A 16,323-nucleotide genomic window follows, 5' to 3' on the forward strand; every position below is an offset into this window, starting at 1 on the left:
CCCTCCGCTGTCACGGGGTCGGGAAGGTGCGTTCACTGTGTCTGGTCCTGTGCAGGCGAAACCCGCTAACGACCTCGTCATCAACCTCGCCCTCGGAGCCCTCATCTCCGCCGCCGTGCTCACCGGGCTGCTCCGGGTCGCAGGATCCGTGGCCGCGTTCCTCACCGGCCTGCCCGAACCGTCAGGCGGCTTCACATCCGGGGTCGGTGTCCTCGCCACCCCCGCAGACCCGGGTGCCGCACTCGGCGCGGACGGCCTCAACCCGTTCCTGTACTGGACGGTCGTGGCCGTGGCCGTGGTCCTCGGGGTGCTCGGGGCAGCGGGGTTCTTCATGTTCCGTGCGATCCACCGCACCCGGTCGAAGACGGACCCGCACCGACTGGCGGGGACGGCGACCACGGCCGAGGTTGCACGGGTGGCGTCACCGAAGGCGCTGGTGAAGAAGGCCACCACGTTGCGTCCCTCGCTCACCGAGAAAGCACGCCCCGAAGAGGTGGGGTATCTCCTCGGTGCCGGGAAGGGCGGGCAGGTCTGGGCCACCGTCGAAGACAGCATTCTGCTGATCGGCCCGCCCAGGTCGGGGAAAGGCCTGCACGTGGTGATCAACGCGATCCTCGACGCCCCCGGCGCCGTCATCACCACCTCCACCCGGCCGGACAACCTCACTGCCACGCTGAAAGCACGGGACCAGAAAGGGAAAGTGGCGGTGTTCGATCCGCAGCAGCTCGCCCCCGGGCTGCCGGCGGGGATGCGATGGTCACCGGTGCGAGGCTGCCAGGACCCGCTCACGGCGATGATCCGCGCCAAAGGCCTTGCCACCGCCACCGGATTCGGCGGCGTCCAGGACGCCGGGTTCTGGGAAGGGAAGACCACCGCCGCGATCCAAGCCCTCTTACACGCTGCCGCCCTCGACGGACGTGATGCGAAGACCCTCTACCAGTGGGCGCTGAACCCCACCCTCGCCGCCGACGCCGTCCGCATCCTCTCCTCCCACCCCGGAGCCGCGGAAGGGTGGGCGGACTCGCTGGATGCGATGGTGCAGGCAGACCCCCGCACCAGAGACTCGATCTGGCAGGGCGTGTCCCTCGCTTTCGCCGCCCTCGCCGACCCCCGCGTCCTCGACGCCGTCTCACCACGACCAGGCGAGGAATTCGACCCGGAAGAGTTCCTCCTCGGCAACGGGACGCTGTACCTCCTCGCCACGGGTGCGGGGGCCGGGGCGTCGTCGGCGCTGGTGGCCGCGTTCATCGAAGACCTCGTCGAAACTGCCCGCAAGATCGCCGCCCGATCCCCAGGCGCCCGCATGGACCCGCCCCTGCTGCTGGCGTTGGACGAGGTCGGGAACCTCGCCCCCTTGCCCAGTCTGCCGACGTTGATGGCAGAAGGCGGTGGCACCGGCATCACCCCGCTACCAGTCCTGCAGTCCCTCGCACAAGCCAGGGAGAGGTGGGGCGAGAACCAGGCGAACGCGATCTGGGACGCCTCCATCGTGAAGATCATCCTCGGCGGAGCATCCAACAGCCGAGACCTCCAAGACCTGTCCACGTTGATCGGCGACCGGGACGAGACCACCAACTCCGTCACGACCGACGCCTATGGGGCGCACTCGAGCCAGCGGTCGATCCGGCGGGTGCCGATCCTCCCACCCGACATCCTCCGCACATTGCCGTTCGGGACCGGTGTCGTCATGCTCCGCACTGCTCGCCCCATCATCACGAACCTGCGCCCCTGGCCGTCCCGGACGGATGCGAAGCAGCTCCGGGCGGACCGGGGCGAGGTCGAGCAGGCCCTCCAGGGCGGTGCCCGGTAGCCGGGCCACGGTATCCGGGGTGCTGGTCGTACCTGTCTGGTGACCCCAGCATTTGCGGGGTGTGACCGAGAGGAGCGATATCTGATGACCATTCGCACGAAAGAGTCCCTGTCGGGGTTCGTCGCGTCCGACCCGGAACTGACCTTCACCAGCAAGGGCGATGCCCGCCTCTACGCCCGGATCGGGCAACCCCAGGCACGGTTCGAAGATGACGGAACGTTCACTCAACTGGAGCCGACGTTCACGGACCTGGTGATGTTCCGCAAGTCCGCCCAGCTCGCACATGAGCAGTTCCGTAAGGGCGACAACTTCCTCGCCGAAGGCGAGACCCGCACCTACACCGGCAGCGACGGCACCGAACGGGATCAGTTCGTCGCCTCCCGGATCGGACACGACAACAACATCACCCGCTACACCGTCGACCGCACCCCGCACGAGCGAGAGGCCCCGCAGCAGGAGACCCCGGTGCGTGAACAGATGCAGCAGGCCCTAGTCGAGCGGGAAGCGCAGCTCGACCCGGAGCCACCGGCCGCGACCGCGAGTACCGGCACCGTGCAGCGCGACGCGGTCGCCCGATAAGCCGCGGGTGCGGCGACCAGCCTCTCCACCACCTCCGTCTGGCCGCCGCACCCGCCTCCTTCACTTCGCCGCGACTTTCGCGGCTCTCCTTCTTCGCCTCGCCTTGTCCCGGGAGCTTTCTGATGAGTACCGACAACCCCACACCACCCGACCTGCCTGATCCCGATGACCCCGATCTGCCTGATGCGGATCCGACCGTGCAGGGGCCTGACTTCGACGGGATCGACCTGTCCGAGCTCCCCGCCGACGTCGCTGAGAAAGCAAGAGCGTTCGCGAAGCAGACGTTCGTAGCGGACCTGGCGAAATCACTCACCGCGGTGGCCCGTCCGATCAACTGGCGCACCCTCCCGCCCGCAGACCTGGAAGCGGAGCTCCTGGAGTTGAACGGGTGGGTGGACTGGCTCCGCCACACCTACGGCCTGCCCGCGCAGGTGGTGCCCCCGATGTGGCACCGCCACCCCGAGCTCCTCTGGGAGCTCTCCGCCCTCCGCCAGCACTGGCTGTTCTGCTTCGACCCCCAGGCGAAAGGCAACCAGGCCCTCGCCTGGCATCACGATTTCTCCCAAGCGCGGGAGCGACTGCGGGATTGGGTCACCATCTCTGGCACCCGCCTCGACCGCGACCGCCCCACCCGCATCACCTCCTGGCCCGGCGGCGAAGCCGAAGACTGGACCGAACCCGACACCACCGAACGCCCCGTCGCAGGGCGCACGGACGACTTCCTCGCATTTGTCGCCGAACAGGTCGCCGCACGACGCGCGGAACAAGACGCAACGATCCATGACGTGATCTCCGAAGAACAGCAGGCCCGTGATAGCCGGTAGGCGTCGCCCGTATCAGCGGAAGACCGGGTACGTCCCGCAAGCGGAACGCTCTTACGGGATCCGGGTGGTGCACCGGGAGCGTCCGAACATGACCGCGTTGACGGAGTTGTTCGTCCGGTTTACGCTCGCCGAAGCCCACGCCAGTCGCGATCTCCAGAACGAGCCTGTGATCGCGCGTCCGGAAGTGCTGAAACCCGTTCGCGGTGCCCCGGATCTCACTGCCGAAGGAAGGTAACATCACCACCCGCCCAGAACACGCATCGGCGGGGAGAAAACCGAGGACCCCCGCCATGCTGCATGCCACTGACACCATCGCACCTCCATCCACTCCGCCTGCGGAAACGATGCTTGCTCCCGCAGTGACCTATCTGCGGGTGTCGACGAAGGAGCAGGCCACCAAGGGCGGAAACGACGAAGGATTCTCGATCCCCGCCCAACGCGCCGCGAACCACGCCAAAGCCGACGCCCTGGGCGCGGGCATCGTGAAAGAGTTCGTCGACGCGGGCGAGTCGGCGAAGAAAGCCGACCGGCCCGCACTACGGGAGATGATCGCCTACGTCAAGGCGCACAAGGTCGCGTACTGCATCGTCCACAAGGTCGACCGGCTCGCCCGCAACCGTGCAGACGACGTCGAGATCCACCTCGCGCTCCGCGAAGCAGGCGTGCTGCTGGTGTCGGCGACGGAGAACATCGACGAGACCCCGTCGGGGATGCTGCTGCACGGGATCATGTCCTCGATCGCGGAGTTCTACTCGGTGAACCTCGCCAACGAGGTCATGAAGGGCCTCGTCCAAAAGGCCTCTACCGGCGGCACCCCCATGCGCGCCCCCATCGGCTACCGCAACACCCTCCACCGCGACGATCTCGGACGCGAAGTGCGAGGCATCACCCTCGACCCCGACAGGGCGCGCCTGGTCAAGTGGGCATTCACCGCGTACGCATCCGGGAACTACAGCCTCGCAAAGCTCCGCACCGAACTCACCAAGAAAGGTCTTCGCAGCGTCCCGACGCCCAAGCGTCCCGCACGCCCGCTCGGGCTATCGTCGGTGCACCGGATGCTGCAGAACCCCTATTACAAGGGCGACGTCGTCTACCGCGGCGTCCGCTACGACGGCGCGCACGAACGTCTCATCGAACCCGAGATCTGGTACCAGGTGCAGTCCGTGCTCCGCTCCCACGCTCAGTCCGGGGTCCGCACCCAGAAGCACGATCACTTCCTCAAAGGCACCCTGTACTGCGGGCGCTGCCGTCAGCGGATGACGATCATCCACGCGAAAAACCGGCACGGGAACATCTACCCGTACTTCATCTGTCTGGGCCGTAACAACAAGCGCACTACTTGCGACATGCCCTACGCACCCGTCGACAGGGTCGAGCAGCTCGTCGCCGACTACTACCAGCGCATCACTCTCAATCCAGCGATGACCGACGCCCTCCGGGGGATGCTCGCCCACGAGTTCGACCAGCTCACCGCAGGCACGAATCAGTCCATCCGCGAGCTAACCGAACGCCGCAAACAAAACCTCAACGAGCAGGACAAGCTCCTCGAAGCACACCTCGCCGACGCCCTGTCATTGGACCAACTGAAGAAGTTCCAGACCCGGCTGCGCGCCGAACTCGACGGCATCGAGGCGCAGATCGCTGAACACCACAACGACTACCAAGGAGCCCGCAACCTCATCGACGGAGCCCTCGACCTCGCCCGCGACTTCGCCCAGATCTACGAGCGCTGCGACGACCAGAACAAGCGCCTGGCGAACCAGACCTTCTTCACCCGCATCTACCTCAACGAGGGCGGCACCCTCACCGCCAACACCGCCGCACCCTTCACCATGATCCTCGACGAGAGCACGAAGCAGCAGGCCATCGCCTGGGCCGAAGCACGCACCACCACCAACGAAGAGAGCGATGCTGTAACCCAAGACCTGTCTCTTCAGGCCGGGGTTACAACATCGCTCATTGTGTGCGGAAGGTGGGACTTGAACCCACACGCTCGAAAGCACAGGAACCTAAATCCTGCGTGTCTACCAATTCCACCACTCCCGCGCATCGACCAGTCTAGTGATCTGCAGGCCTGTGGATAACTTCTGCAGCCAGCCGCGGGATTCTGTCAAGATGCCCGCGTGAGTCATCCGTCCCTTGTCGTCGCCGAGCGTGTGCGTCGCCGTCTGCGGCTCGAGCACACCGATCCATCCGCTCAGCCCGACGAGGCGCGGCGGATCGCACAGACCGAGGTGCGCCGGCACAACGACCTCGCTCTGCAGCGCGGCGGCGTGATGATCGACGACGAGGCGGCGCTGGTGCGCGATGTGCTGGCATCCGTGTCGGGGTTCGGGGCGCTGCAGCCGCTTCTCGATGATCCTGAGATCGAGGAGATCTGGCTGAATGGACCTGACCGGGTGTTCGTCGCGCGGGGCGGTGCGAGCGAGCGGCTCGATCTCCAGCTGACCGACGCCATGCTGCGCGACCTCATCGAGCGGATGCTGCAGTCCACCGGCCGTCGAGTGGATGTCAGTCAGCCGTTCGTGGATGCATCCCTGCCCGACGGGTCGCGTCTGCACGTGGCAATCGCGGATGTGGTGCGCGGATCGTGGGCGGTCAATATCCGCAAGTTCCTGCCCCAGCATCGCACCCTCGACTCCCTCGTCGCACAGGGGTCGATGCCCCCGCACATTGCGGAGATGCTGCATCAGGCCGTGCTCGACGGGCACAGCCTGATCATCTCCGGTGCAACTCACGCGGGAAAGACGACCCTTCTCGGCGCACTGCTTGCGTCCTGCGCCGACCGGCAGCGAATCATCACGGTCGAGGAGACGTTCGAGCTCGCGGTCGACGGTCCAGACGTGGTCGCTCTGCAGGGGCGTCAGGCGAGCCTGGAGGGAAGCGGAGAGATCACGCTGCGACGTCTGGTGAAGGAGGCGCTGCGCATGCGGCCCGACCGGATCGTCGTCGGCGAGGTGCGCGATGCTGAGGCGCTCGACCTGGTGCTCGCGCTCAATACCGGAGTGCCCGCTGCCGGAACCGTGCACGCCAACTCTGCCGTCGAGGCTCTGGAGAAGCTCGCCCTGCTGCCACTGCTCGCGGGACGAAACATCGACCGCGCGTTCATCGCCCCGGCACTGGCGACATCGATCTCCTACGTGGTGCACTGCCGACGGGAGCCGGATGGATCCCGCCGGGTGGTCGAGGTCATCGCGCCCACCGGCAGCGTCTCGGAAGGCCGCATCGACAGCCGTCCGATCTACCGGGCGGAGGACATCGCATGACGGTGCTCCTCGGTGCGGTGCTCGGGTCCGGGCTGCTGCTGTGCGCCGCGCCGTGGCTGTGGCCGCCGCGCGAGCGCACCGCACGAGTATCGAAGCGGAGCAGGCTGCGCCGCATTCTCGAAGAAGCCGGATACTCTCGCACGCCCACCCGCACGCTGGTGGCGGTCATGGTCGGGCTCGGCGTCGTGACAGCATCCGTCGTCTGGCTCGTGACGCTCCTCACCGTGCTGGCACTGCTCGCCGGCCTCGCCGGGGCCGCAGCGCCGGTGCTGTTCCTGCGCGGACGGCGCCTGCGCCTGCGCAAAGCGCGTAGACAGCTGTGGCCGGATATCTGCGATCTGCTGGTCGCGGCGATCAGGGTCGGCCTGTCGCTGCCCGATGCCGTGGCGAGTCTGGCCGAATCCGCACCACCGGCCATCCGGCCGGCGTTCGTCGTGTTCGCGCGGGATCTGCGCGCGTCGGGGCGATTCGAGAGCAGCCTCGACCGGCTGAAGGACACCCTCGCGGATCCGATTGCCGACCGTATCGCGGAGACGCTGCGAATGGCTCGCCAGGTCGGCGGCACCGAGCTGACCGGGGTGCTGCGCGCACTGTCGGCGTCGGTCCGTGCGGATGCCGCATTGCGTGGTGAAGTTGAGGCGCGCCAATCCTGGATCCGCGGTGCCGCGGTCCTGGGCTCGATCGCCCCATGGGTGATCCTCGGACTGCTCGCGATGCGTCCGGAGGGGCGGGACGCGTACGCGAGTGCCGAAGGGATGCTGGTGATCGTCGCCGGTGCCATCGTGTCGGTCGTCGCGTACCGGATCATGCTGCGGATCGGCAGGCTGCCGGAACCGGAGAGGTGGTTTGGATGACCACCGTGACGGATATGGCCGCGGCGGTGCTGCTCGGCGGTGCTCTCGCCTTCGGTCTGCTCGGGATGCTGTCGGCACTGCCCCGGTGGGGTGCGCTGTCGTTGGAGCGGCGGATCGCGCCGTATGTGCGCGATGTCGTGCCCGATGAGGCCCTGCCCGCCGGCATCCTCCCGGTCGTCGGCATCATGCCCGTGCGTCCGAGACGGCTGTGGGATCGAGTACGAACGACGTTCGAGCGGATGCTGGGTGGCGGCGAGGCCCTGCGGCTGCGGCTCTCGCAGGCGGGTGTCGTGCAGACCCCCGCCGCCTTCCGCGGGCGTCAGCTCGCGTGGGGCGTGGCGGGGCTGGTCGCGGGCGCGGTGCTCGTCGTAGTGATCGCCGTCGCCGGAAGGATGACCGCGCCCGCCGTGCTGCTGCCCGTGCTCGCGGGCGCGGGAGCCGCTGCCGCCTGCGACATGCAGCTGACCGCACGGGCGAAATCTCGGCGAGCGAGGCTGGCAGACGAGCTGCCGACGACGTTGGAGTTTCTCGCCCTGTGCCTGTCGGCGGGGGAATCGCTGCTGGATGCCCTGCGTCGGGTCTCCACGATCGGCAGCGGAGAGCTCACGAACGAGCTGAAGCAGACCGTGCTGGCCGTGCACACGGGGTCGCCGCTTGCCGACGCGCTGGGAGAAACCGCGACGCGACTGCAGCTGCCAGGCCTGACCCGTGCCATCGATCAGATCATCGCGGCCCTCGAGCACGGTGCACCGCTGGCGGGCGTGCTGCATTCCCAAGCGGCTGATGCGCGCGAAGAGGCGAAGCGCGTGCTGATCGAGCAGGCGGGGCAGAAGGAGATCCTGATGATGCTGCCGCTGGTCTTCCTCATCCTGCCGCTGTCTGTGCTCTTTGCCGTCTACCCAGGACTCTTCATCCTCCGGCTCGGCTTGAGCTGAGCCCCAACCCAAGGAAATAGCTATGACGACGATCAGAAGATGGTTCGCTGCCGGCCGGGAACTCGCCGCCGACGAGCGTGGAGACGTGCCCGGCTGGGTGCTGGTCACCTTGATGACCGCGGCGCTTGTCGTGGTGATCTGGGCCGTTGCCGGTCCCGCACTGGTCGATCTGTTCGAACAGGCGATCTCCCGCGTCTCGGGCATCTGACCCGGCGCCGGACTCCGCTATGCGCACGTCATCACCGCTCGCCGATGAGCGCGGGTCCAGCCCCGTCGAGTTCGTGCTCGTCGGCACTCTGCTGACCGCGCTGACCCTCGCCGTGCTGCAGGTGGCGTTCGCGATGTACGTGCGCAATGTCGTGCACGACGCCGCCGTCGAGGGAGCGCATTACGCTGCGCTCGCCGATACCACGCCGGCCGCGGGGCGGGCCCGCGCTCAGGCGGTCATCACCCGGGCCATCGGGTCGGACTTTGCCGAGAACGTCTCGGTCGGCCAGGATGCCAGCCTCGGCCACGAAAGCATCGTGATCCGCGTGCGCACCACGCTTCCCGTGCTCGGCCTCATCGGTGTGCCGCTCGGAATGGAGGTGACAGCGCGTGCGCCCGTGGAGTCGTTCGGTGAGGAATGAGGTGGGGCGGAGGCACCCTCTGAATGAGGACGATGGCTCGGCCGCTCTGGAGTTCATCGTCGCGGGCGTGCTGCTGCTCGTGCCTCTGGTGTACCTCGTGCTCGCACTCGGCGCGATCCAGGAGCAGACGCTGGGTGCCGAAGCCGCCGCTCGGCACACCGCTCGCGTCATCGCCCAGGCGCCCGATGCCGACACGGCGAGTCAACGCGGCGATGCGGTGCTCGTCAGCGTGACCCGTGAGTACGGCATGGACGCCGATGCCGTACAGGTGGGCATCGCCTGTCGACCCGCGCGTGCGCAGTGTCCGGATGCCGGAGCAACGGTCATCGTCACGGTGCGCACCCGCGTGAGCCTGCCGTTCATGCCTCCGCTGTTCGGTCTCGATCAGATTGCGGCGATTCCCATCGAAGCCGAATCGGCGCAGAAGGTGTCAAGACTGTGGGGGAGCGGATGAACGCCCACCCGCGCCTGCGTCGGATCGCCGCCGATGAAGACGGCAGCATTCTGCCGCTGATCCTCGGATACACGCTTCTCGCGATCGCCGTGCTCTTCGTCTGCGTGAGCGCAACCGACCTGTACATCGCGCAGAAGCGACTCGACTCGCTGGCGGATGCCGCCGCGCTCGCCGGATCCGACGGCTTCACGCTCGAGGTCGACGGCGAGACCGTGCGCGCTGAGCTCACGGATGGTGGCGTCCGCGAGCAGGCCGATGCCGTGGTCGCCGCGGTCTCGCAGGACGCGCGGTTGATCTCGGCGGTGACACCCGATGGCATCTCGGCGCGAGTGACGGTGGCTGCTGCGTGGCATCCGCCCCTCTTCTCACCGTTCGTGCCCGACGGCGTGCCTCTGGAGGCGACAGCGACCAGTCGCACCGCGCTGCGCTGACGCGATTGAGCGCGACGGGGTCAGTCGCCTGATGGAGGCAGGTATCGCCGCGTCCAGCGCACGAAACCTGCCGCCCCGATCAGGGCGACCGCGCCCATCACGCCCGTCGCGAGTGAGAGCGACGCCAGGCCGGTGATCGCCGCCACCAGCAGCGGTGCTGCGGCTCCGCCCGCGTCGGTCAGGGTTCGCCACGACCCGAGGAAGGTCGCCGGTTCTCGCTCGGGAGCGAGATCAGCGCCGAAAGTGAGCAGGATGCCGCTGGAGAGGCCGTTGCCTACGCCCAGCACGGCCGCGAGCATCGCGAACCACATGGTCGCCTCGTCGAGGTCGTGCGTGAACGACAGGGCGATGAAGCCGAGCCCCATCAGCAGCATCGCGGGCATCGCCGCCCAGATGCGCCCGAACCGGTCCATCACCTGCCCGCTCGCGTAGAACAGCGCGAAGTCGATCGCGCCCGCGACACCGACCACCAGCGCGATCGTCTCAGCATTGAGGCCCAGTGACACACCCCACAGCGGCAAGATCACCTGTCGCGCCGACCGCACAGCCGACAGCGTGGCCGCCGAGATGCCCAACCGCGCGAGCACCGCGCGATACGCCCACATCGTGCGGAACACCCCGCGCTGATCCACGGTGGGGATCGAGCCCGTCACGACTTCGCCGGAATCTTCCGCCACCGCGGCGCCGGTCGGCTTCAGCAGCACCGGGTTGCTCTTCTCGGGATCCGGCCCGAACAGCACCAGCGGCACGATCACCCCCGCGCAGACCAGCAGGAACCAGATGCTCGACAGCTCACTGCCGGTCAGCCGGATCAATCCGGCTGCGACGAAGGGGCCGACGAACACCCCCAGACGGAAGCTGCCGCCCAGCAGCGCCAGCGACCTGGCGCGAAAGCGCGGTGGCACGCGAGTGGTCATGAACGCATGGCGGGCGAGGCCGAACGCGGCTGCGCAGAAGCCGAGCAGGAAGATCGCCGCGGCGAACAGCACGAGGGTCGGTGCGAGCAGCATCCCGACACCGGCGACCAGCGACGCGATGCCAGCGAGCACCATGGTGAGCCGTTCACCGATCTTCGCGACGAGTGCGCCGGCCGGGATGTTGCCGAAAAGCTGGCCGATGACGAGTGCGGATGCCACGAGGGCGGCCATCGGCACATCGGCGCCGAGCTTGGTGGCGAGCACCGGGATCAGCGGAATCACCGCGCCCTCACCGAGAGCGAACAGCACCGTTGGCGCATAGACCATCGGGCCGAACCGCTTCAGAACACTCGCTGTGCTGTCGCTCACAGCCTTTACGCTAGCCGTGTCGGCGCGCCCGCACTTGCAGGACATACCTGTTCGGCACGGAAGTGCGGGCATGGCGCGATAGGCTGAAGTGCCATGTTTGAACTCGATCTCTCCGCCGATATCCAGGCCCTGCGACATACCTTCAGCGACATTCGCGAGGTGGTCGACGTCGATGCGGTGCGCGCAGATATCGAGCGCCTCAGCGAAGAAGCCGGCGCTCCCGACCTCTGGGATGACCCCGAGCAGGCGCAGAAGGTCACCAGTGCACTCAGCCACCGACAGGCCGACCTCAAGCGCATGACCGACGTCGAGCGTCGCCTCGACGATCTGGAAGTGCTCGCCGACCTCGCCAACGAGATGCAGGACGAGGATTCGGCGGCCGAGGTGCGCACCGAGCTCAGCGCGCTGACCGACACGATCAACCAGCTCGAGGTGCAGACCCTTCTCGACGGCGAATACGATGACCGCAACGCGATCATCACCATTCGCTCCGGCGCCGGCGGCGACGATGCCACCGACTTCGCTGAGATGCTGATGCGCATGTACCTGCGCTGGGCCGAGCACCACAAGTATCCGGCGAAGGTGATGGACACCTCCTACGCCGAAGGCGCTGGCATCAAATCGGCCACGTTCGAGATCACCGCGCCCTACGCCTTCGGGACGCTGTCCGTCGAGGCCGGCACTCACCGGCTTGCGCGCATCAGCCCCTTCGGCTCTGCCGACAAGCGGCAGACGTCGTTCGCAGCGGTGGAGGTCATTCCGCTGATGGAGGAGGCCACCGAGGTCGAGATCCCGGAGAACGACCTCCGCGTCGACGTCTTCCGCTCCTCGGGCCCGGGCGGGCAGTCGGTGAACACCACGGACTCCGCTGTGCGCTTGACGCACCTTCCCACCGGCATCGTCATCTCGATGCAGAACGAGAAGTCGCAGATCCAGAACCGCGCAGCGGCGATGCGTCTGCTGCAGACCCGCCTGCTGCTGCTGCAGAAGGAAGAGGAAGCGGCGAAGAAGAAGGAGCTGGCGGGCAACATCACCGCCAGCTGGGGCGACCAGATGCGCTCGTACTTCCTCTACGGTCAGCAGCTCGTCAAGGATCTGCGCACGGGCTACGAATCCGGCAACCCGGCCAGCGTCTTCGATGGCGACCTCGACGGCTTCATCTCGGCCGGCATCCGGTGGCGCAAGCGCAAGGACGAGGACTGATCTGCACGGATCGTCACAGATCATCACACGCACGTTGAAGGCCCGGGAGCGATGCTCCCGGGCCTTCAACGATCAGTGAACCGTCTCGGTCATCACCCGGTCACGCAGGCGGCGAGCGAGTCCTGGGTCACCTCGGCGACGTCGGCGCCTTCGGCACCGTAGACATCTTCGCCTCCAGCGATAATGTTCAGCGACTCGTTGCTCAGATCGGAATCGTAGAAGAACTGGCCGATGCAGGAAGAGATCGTGGGGTCATCGTAGTCACTGACATCGATGCTGTGCATGACCTCGAGGAACCCGGCCGTGATCTCAGCGGGAGCAGGCCGCTCTGCGGAATCGGGCTCGTCGATCGGCGCGTCTGTCTCATCACCGTACGGATCATCGGTCTCGTCACCGAAGGGGTCGTCCGTGTCGTCACCGAAGGGATCGTCGGTCTGCGAGGTCGGGAAGTCGCTTGGGAAGTCGGTGACGGTGTTCGCGAGCGCGAAGAATGCGGTGAAGGCGAAGACCACACTGCCGATGATGCCGCCGACGATGGCGAGGATGACGCCGGTGATCGACGGCCACTTCTTCGTGTTCTTCTGGAAGATCGCGATCAGCGAGACCACGAAAGCGGCGAACAGGGCGGTGGCGCCGATGATGAACAGGAACAGCACCGGGATGCACGCGAGGATCGTGCCGAGTACGGCGAGACCCAGACCCACGAATCCAAGGATCGGCGTCTTCTTCGGGCCCGTCGGAGCGGATGCCGGGTACTGCGGACCACCATAGGGCTGACCGCCGGCGGGGTAGGTGCCGGGATAGGCAGCGGCGTTCGGGTCGCCGTAGGCGGGAGCTGCAGGGGCGGCGTACTCGGGTGCCGCGTAGCCCTGGACAGGCTGCTCCGAGGCCGCGTAGTCCGGTGCCGGGTACGCGGACGTCTCCGGGCTGGCTGGAGCGGAGTACTCCGGTGCGACGGGCGCTGAGGAATCGGCTGCGGCAGGCGTCTCATAGGAAGGGGCGTCTTCCGAGGGCGCCTCGGGCTGTTCGAAAACGCTGTCCGTCGATCCGGCGGCAGGCGCATCATCAGGCGCATCAGCAGGTGCCTCGTCAGAACTCGCCGTCGTGAACGGCGGCACATCCTGGCGAAGAACCGTCGCGTCCAGGTCGAAGTCATCGGCATCCGTGGAGGGTGCTTCGGTTGCAGCATCCGCCCCCGTGCTATCGGCACCTGCGGCCGCCTCCGGGGTGCTCGCCGCAGCCGCATCCGCTGCCGGGGCGACGTGCTCCGTCCACTGTGCGCCGTCCCACCAGCGCTGCTGGCCCGATCCGTCGTCATACCATCCAGCAGGAACGCTCATGGCACCCTCCTCCATCTTCTGGCGCGCGGTGTGCGCACGCTCATCCCCTCGTAGACGCGGACAGCGCCCCTACGTGTATATCAGGGATGCGAAACGAACGAGTATCGGCGTCCATGGCGGTGGACGCCCGGGGGAGTGTCGCTGGTCGCTGAATCGCAGGGCGCGCTTAGGCTCGTATGGCCATGATCCGGTTCGAGAACGTCACCAAACGCTATCGCGGCACAAAGCGACCTGCCCTGTCCGACGTCGACTTCAACGTCGAAGCCGGGGAGTTCGTGTTCCTCGTCGGCGCCTCCGGCTCCGGCAAGTCCAGCTGCCTGCGACTCATCCTGCGCGAGGACGTGCCCACCACGGGCCGCGTCGCCGTGCTCGGGCGCGATCTGCGCTCTCTGGCCAACAGGAAGGTCCCGTACTTCCGTCGTCACATCGGCTCGGTGTTCCAGGACTTCCGTCTGCTCCCATCGAAGACGGTCGCGCAGAACGTCGCCTTCTCGCTGCAGGTGATCGGCTCGTCTCGCGGCTTCATCCAGCAGGCGGTGCCCGAAGCGCTCGCGCTCGTCGGGCTCGACGGCAAGGCGAAGCGGATGCCGCATGAGCTTTCGGGCGGAGAACAGCAGCGCGTCGCCATCGCCCGTGCGATCGTGAACCGACCGAAGGTGCTTCTCGCCGACGAGCCGACGGGCAACCTCGACCCGGCGACCTCGGTGGGCATCATGCAGCTGCTCACCCGAATCAATGCCGGCGGTACGACCGTGCTGATGGCTACGCACGAAGCGGCTTTCGTCGATGCGATGCAGCGCCGCGTGATCGAACTGCACGAAGGCGTGCTGGTCCGCGATGAGGTCGGCGGAGGTTATGGCGACACCTCCAGCATCCCTCGCCTCACCCCGGAATCCGTTCCGGGCGCTGCTGCTGTGGCAGCGCTGACCGCCGTACAGGAGGTGCAGCGCGAAACGATCTCTCCTGCCAGCCAGACATCGGCAGCGGCCGAGCACCTCACGACGCACACGGATACGGTGTCGGCGGTTGATCCGGCAACGTTCACCGCACCGGCGATGGTTGCCCCGGTGGTGGTCGTGCCTCCCGAGGAACCGCCCGCAGCCGCGGTGCCGCGCACGAACCCGATCGTGATTCCCGACGTGGAGGTCGCCGAGTTGGGAATGGCTGACCGGCTCGGTCTCTCGGGTGACGACGATGAGGAAGTAGGACCGACCTCGTGAACTTCGGACTCATTATCGGCGAGGCCCTGCTCGGCCTTCGCCGCAACATCTCCATGGTCATCTCGGTCGTGCTGGTCACGTTCGTCTCGCTCACGTTCGTCGGTGCGGCGATTCTCATGCAGACGCAGATCAGCACCATGCGCACGTACTGGAGCGAGAAGGCGGAAGTCACCGTCTACATGTGCTCGACGCTCTCGACCTCCGCGAACTGCGTCGCGGGTGCTGCGACCCCCGAGCAGATCGAGAAAGTCAAGAACGACCTCGCCGGTGACGCGCTCTCACCGCTGATCAGTGAGGTGCGCTTCCAGAGCAAGGAAGACGCCTACGCCGAATTCGTCGAGCAGTTCGGCGAGGAGCAGGCCAACGTCGTCGGCGAGGAGCAGATGTCCGAGGCGTTCCGCGTCACGATGAAGGATCCGCAGCAATCGGATGTGATCGGGGAGGCGTTCTCCGGAGAATCCGGTGTCGACGAAGTGAAGGATCAGCGCGACCTGCTCGATCCGCTCTTCTCCGCGCTCACCGTCGCCACCTACATCGCTGTCGGCGTTGCGGCGCTGATGCTCATCGCCGCTGTCCTGCTCATCGCGACCACCATCCGCCTGTCGGCATATGCCAGGCGGAAGGAGATCGGGATCATGCGCCTTGTCGGCGCCTCGAACAGATCGATTCAGACGCCGTTCGTGCTGGAAGGCGTTTTCGCGGCGCTCCTCGGCTCGGTCTTCGCGGGCGCCGCCGTGCTCGCCGGCGTGCACTTCGGCGTCGAAGGGTATCTCGCCGAACGAGTGCCGTTCATGCGGCCGCTCGTGGGAATGCAGCAAGCGGCGTTCGTGGTGCCGGTGCTGATCGGCACTGGCGTGCTGCTGTCTGCGCTCTCCGCGGGATTCGCGATTCGACGCTGGCTGCGCACCTGACCGGGCTGCGCACCTGACCCGGCTGCGCGCGCGATCGAGCAGCCCGCGCACAGGTTGTAGACTGACGGGCTGTTGTCCGTCGTCAGGAGAAGAACATGCCCAGGGAACGCGGTGAGAAAGTCATCGCGACCAACCGTCGCGCGCGTCACGACTACAACATCGAGAAGTCGTACGAAGCAGGCCTCGTGCTCACCGGCACCGAGGTCAAGTCTCTCCGCCAAGGGCGGGCGAACCTCAGCGACGGCTACGCGTTCATCAAGGGTGGCGAAGCCTTCCTCGACGCGGTTCACATTCCGGAGTATTCGCAGGGGCACTGGACCAACCACTCGGCCAAGCGCGTCCGCAAGCTGCTGCTGCACCGCGAAGAGATCCACAAGCTGGAACACGCGGTCTCCGCTGGCGGATACACGCTGATCCCGCTGAAGCTCTACTTCTCCGACGGCCGCGCGAAGATCGAGATCGCCCTGGCGAAGGGAAAGCGCGAGTTCGACAAGCGCCAGACGCTGCGCGAGCGCCAGGACAAGCGCGAAGCCGAGCGCGCCATGCGCACCCGCAACCGGATGGGCGACTGAGAACCCGCG

17 protein-coding genes, 1 tRNA gene and 1 pseudogene are annotated in these 16,323 nt (G+C 67.0%); 15 read left to right on the plus strand and 4 right to left on the minus strand.

Annotated elements, in window-relative coordinates:
- Window positions 1-37 precede the first annotated feature (37 nt).
- The 4 genes and pseudogenes from FM104_RS15945 to FM104_RS15960 form a co-directional block, all read left to right on the plus strand.
- On the plus strand, window positions 38-1,810 hold the full coding sequence (locus FM104_RS15945) for a type IV secretory system conjugative DNA transfer family protein (RefSeq protein WP_179206839.1): 1,773 nt from the start codon (window positions 38-40) through the stop codon (window positions 1,808-1,810).
- An 84-nt stretch (window positions 1,811-1,894) separates the two neighbouring features.
- Window positions 1,895-2,389 carry a single-stranded DNA-binding protein gene (locus FM104_RS15950; protein ID WP_087133185.1) on the plus strand — a complete coding sequence of 165 codons (495 nt, stop codon included), beginning with the start codon at window positions 1,895-1,897 and terminating at the stop codon, window positions 2,387-2,389.
- A gap of 122 nt (window positions 2,390-2,511) precedes the next feature.
- Window positions 2,512-3,213 (plus strand): hypothetical protein, encoded by a 702-nt coding sequence (locus FM104_RS15955; RefSeq protein ID WP_087133186.1) that lies wholly within the window; start codon window positions 2,512-2,514, stop codon window positions 3,211-3,213.
- A gap of 344 nt (window positions 3,214-3,557) precedes the next feature.
- A pseudogene (locus tag FM104_RS15960) lies at window positions 3,558-4,550 on the plus strand (recombinase family protein); the annotation flags it as partial.
- A 234-nt stretch (window positions 4,551-4,784) separates the two neighbouring features.
- On the opposite strand, the gene FM104_RS16830 reads toward FM104_RS15960, so the two are convergent.
- Together FM104_RS16830 and FM104_RS15965 are read right to left on the minus strand one after the other, a co-directional pair.
- On the minus strand, window positions 4,785-5,135 hold the full coding sequence (locus FM104_RS16830) for a hypothetical protein (RefSeq protein ID WP_234988436.1): 351 nt from the start codon (window positions 5,133-5,135) through the stop codon (window positions 4,785-4,787).
- 42 nt (window positions 5,136-5,177) lie between these two features.
- Window positions 5,178-5,259, minus strand: a tRNA-Leu gene (locus tag FM104_RS15965).
- Between the two features lie 77 nt (window positions 5,260-5,336).
- Here FM104_RS15965 and FM104_RS15970 point away from each other — a divergent pair.
- The 7 genes from FM104_RS15970 to FM104_RS16000 are packed head-to-tail and all read left to right on the plus strand — an operon-like array spanning window position 5,337 to window position 9,782.
- A complete protein-coding gene (locus FM104_RS15970) occupies window positions 5,337-6,479 on the plus strand; it encodes a CpaF family protein (RefSeq protein WP_179206840.1) in 1,143 nt (380 codons plus the stop codon).
- A complete protein-coding gene (locus FM104_RS15975) occupies window positions 6,476-7,333 on the plus strand; it encodes a type II secretion system F family protein (RefSeq protein WP_087133188.1) in 858 nt (285 codons plus the stop codon). Before FM104_RS15970 ends, FM104_RS15975 begins: the two co-directional genes overlap by 4 nt.
- Window positions 7,330-8,268, plus strand: coding sequence for a type II secretion system F family protein (locus FM104_RS15980; protein ID WP_087133189.1), 939 nt, complete (start codon window positions 7,330-7,332; stop codon window positions 8,266-8,268). Before FM104_RS15975 ends, FM104_RS15980 begins: the two co-directional genes overlap by 4 nt.
- Before the next feature lie 22 nt (window positions 8,269-8,290).
- A complete protein-coding gene (locus FM104_RS15985) occupies window positions 8,291-8,476 on the plus strand; it encodes a hypothetical protein (RefSeq protein ID WP_087133190.1) in 186 nt (61 codons plus the stop codon).
- Window positions 8,477-8,495: 19 nt separating this feature from the next.
- On the plus strand, window positions 8,496-8,897 hold the full coding sequence (locus FM104_RS15990) for a TadE/TadG family type IV pilus assembly protein (protein WP_087133191.1): 402 nt from the start codon (window positions 8,496-8,498) through the stop codon (window positions 8,895-8,897).
- The gene (locus tag FM104_RS15995; RefSeq protein WP_087133192.1) at window positions 8,887-9,351 is read left to right on the plus strand and encodes a TadE family protein; all 465 of its coding nucleotides are present in this window, start codon (window positions 8,887-8,889) and stop codon (window positions 9,349-9,351) included. Before FM104_RS15990 ends, FM104_RS15995 begins: the two co-directional genes overlap by 11 nt.
- Window positions 9,348-9,782 (plus strand): pilus assembly protein TadG-related protein, encoded by a 435-nt coding sequence (locus tag FM104_RS16000; RefSeq protein ID WP_087133193.1) that lies wholly within the window; start codon window positions 9,348-9,350, stop codon window positions 9,780-9,782. Before FM104_RS15995 ends, FM104_RS16000 begins: the two co-directional genes overlap by 4 nt.
- A gap of 20 nt (window positions 9,783-9,802) precedes the next feature.
- Here the strand turns inward: FM104_RS16000 and FM104_RS16005 are convergent, their stop codons facing one another.
- The gene (locus tag FM104_RS16005) at window positions 9,803-11,026 is read right to left on the minus strand and encodes an MFS transporter (protein ID WP_087133194.1); all 1,224 of its coding nucleotides are present in this window, start codon (window positions 11,024-11,026) and stop codon (window positions 9,803-9,805) included.
- Between the two features lie 135 nt (window positions 11,027-11,161).
- Here FM104_RS16005 and prfB point away from each other — a divergent pair, with 135 nt between their 5' ends.
- A complete protein-coding gene (gene prfB / locus FM104_RS16010; RefSeq protein WP_087133195.1) occupies window positions 11,162-12,271 on the plus strand; it encodes a peptide chain release factor 2 in 1,110 nt (369 codons plus the stop codon).
- Between the two features lie 92 nt (window positions 12,272-12,363).
- On the opposite strand, the gene FM104_RS16655 is transcribed toward prfB, so the two are convergent.
- Window positions 12,364-13,611, minus strand: a complete 1,248-nt coding sequence (locus FM104_RS16655) for a DUF2510 domain-containing protein (RefSeq protein WP_218778597.1) — start codon at window positions 13,609-13,611, stop codon at window positions 12,364-12,366.
- A 182-nt stretch (window positions 13,612-13,793) separates the two neighbouring features.
- Between FM104_RS16655 and ftsE the strand changes: the two genes are divergently transcribed.
- The 3 genes from ftsE to smpB all read left to right on the plus strand — a co-directional run bounded on the left by ftsE (window position 13,794) and on the right by smpB (window position 16,314).
- Complete coding sequence (gene ftsE / locus FM104_RS16020) at window positions 13,794-14,831, plus strand: cell division ATP-binding protein FtsE (protein ID WP_087133234.1); 1,038 nt, start codon at window positions 13,794-13,796, stop codon at window positions 14,829-14,831.
- Window positions 14,828-15,742: a permease-like cell division protein FtsX gene (gene ftsX, locus FM104_RS16025; RefSeq protein ID WP_087133197.1), complete on the plus strand. Its 915-nt coding sequence runs from the start codon at window positions 14,828-14,830 to the stop codon at window positions 15,740-15,742. Before ftsE ends, ftsX begins: the two co-directional genes overlap by 4 nt.
- A 95-nt stretch (window positions 15,743-15,837) precedes the next feature.
- Entirely contained in the window at window positions 15,838-16,314 is a 477-nt protein-coding gene (gene smpB, locus FM104_RS16030; RefSeq protein ID WP_087133198.1) for an SsrA-binding protein SmpB, read from the plus strand.
- Window positions 16,315-16,323 lie beyond the last annotated feature (9 nt).

Source organism: Microbacterium esteraromaticum (assembly GCF_900163815.1).
Taxonomy (GTDB): domain Bacteria; phylum Actinomycetota; class Actinomycetes; order Actinomycetales; family Microbacteriaceae; genus Microbacterium; species Microbacterium esteraromaticum_B.

What these genes read in the sequence shown, in the direction of transcription:
- FM104_RS15950 (WP_087133185.1), top strand. Translation starts at nt 1,895, where the DNA reads ATGACCATTCGCACGAAAGAGTCCCTGTCGGGGTTCGTCGCGTCCGAC.
- FM104_RS15955 (WP_087133186.1), top strand. Translation starts at nt 2,512, where the DNA reads ATGAGTACCGACAACCCCACACCACCCGACCTGCCTGATCCCGATGAC.
- FM104_RS15975 (WP_087133188.1), top strand. Translation starts at nt 6,476, where the DNA reads ATGACGGTGCTCCTCGGTGCGGTGCTCGGGTCCGGGCTGCTGCTGTGC.
- FM104_RS15980 (WP_087133189.1), top strand. Translation starts at nt 7,330, where the DNA reads ATGACCACCGTGACGGATATGGCCGCGGCGGTGCTGCTCGGCGGTGCT.
- FM104_RS15985 (WP_087133190.1), top strand. Translation starts at nt 8,291, where the DNA reads ATGACGACGATCAGAAGATGGTTCGCTGCCGGCCGGGAACTCGCCGCC.
- FM104_RS15990 (WP_087133191.1), top strand. Translation starts at nt 8,496, where the DNA reads ATGCGCACGTCATCACCGCTCGCCGATGAGCGCGGGTCCAGCCCCGTC.
- FM104_RS16000 (WP_087133193.1), top strand. Translation starts at nt 9,348, where the DNA reads ATGAACGCCCACCCGCGCCTGCGTCGGATCGCCGCCGATGAAGACGGC.
- FM104_RS16005 (WP_087133194.1), bottom strand. Translation starts at nt 11,026, where the DNA reads ATGGTCTATGCGCCAACGGTGCTGTTCGCTCTCGGTGAGGGCGCGGTG.
- prfB (WP_087133195.1), top strand. Translation starts at nt 11,162, where the DNA reads ATGTTTGAACTCGATCTCTCCGCCGATATCCAGGCCCTGCGACATACC.
- FM104_RS16655 (WP_218778597.1), bottom strand. Translation starts at nt 13,611, where the DNA reads ATGAGCGTTCCTGCTGGATGGTATGACGACGGATCGGGCCAGCAGCGC.
- ftsE (WP_087133234.1), top strand. Translation starts at nt 13,794, where the DNA reads ATGATCCGGTTCGAGAACGTCACCAAACGCTATCGCGGCACAAAGCGA.
- smpB (WP_087133198.1), top strand. Translation starts at nt 15,838, where the DNA reads ATGCCCAGGGAACGCGGTGAGAAAGTCATCGCGACCAACCGTCGCGCG.